The organism is Pseudomonas sp. EL_65y_Pfl2_R96 (assembly GCF_963970905.1).
Lineage (GTDB): Bacteria > Pseudomonadota > Gammaproteobacteria > Pseudomonadales > Pseudomonadaceae > Aquipseudomonas.
In genome coordinates this window covers 1-486 of record NZ_CAXAQH010000279.1, presented here as the reverse complement: position 1 = coordinate 486, position 486 = coordinate 1, and the positions used below count along the sequence as shown (strand labels likewise).

The window sequence follows — 486 nt, the reverse complement described above, 5'->3', positions numbered from 1 at the left end:
GTTTCGAGATAGCGGCTGTGATCGTCCTCAGTTTCGCCCGCCAGGCCGCGTTGCCGCTCGATCGGGTCCTGCCCCTTCGCCAGCACGGCCACGCCGTTCCAGCTCTTCTGCCCGTGCCACACCGCGCCATATCCCGCCGCGCGGATATCCGCCTCGGGGAAGGTTTCGTCGCTGGTCTTGAGCTCCTGCAGGCACACCACATCGGGCTGCTGTTCGGCGAGATATTCCAGCAGGCGCGGCAAGCGCGCCTTGATGCCGTTGATATTGTAGGTAACGATCTTCACGCAGCAGCGCCCATTTGTCCGGGGCGGACGTTACACCGAGAAGCTGGAACCGCAACCGCAACCCGACGCGGCGTTGGGGTTGGTCACATTGAAAGCGGCACCACCGAGTTCCTCGACATAATCCACCGCCGACCCGCGCACGAGATCGAGGCTGATCGAATCGACCACCAGGCGGACGCCGTCATGCTCGGCAATAGCGTCA

At 63.6% G+C, this 486-nt stretch carries 2 protein-coding genes; both read right to left on the bottom strand.

Translation table 11 applies throughout. From position 1 onward, the window contains the following. A partial coding sequence (locus AACY49_RS30625) for an endonuclease/exonuclease/phosphatase family protein (RefSeq protein WP_339528030.1) occupies positions 1-284 on the bottom strand: 284 nt, incomplete at its 3' end. 30 nt (positions 285-314) lie between these two features. Further along, complete coding sequence (locus tag AACY49_RS30620) at positions 315-479, bottom strand: iron-sulfur cluster assembly accessory protein (protein ID WP_445262687.1); 165 nt, start codon at positions 477-479, stop codon at positions 315-317. Positions 480-486: the final 7 nt, after the last annotated feature.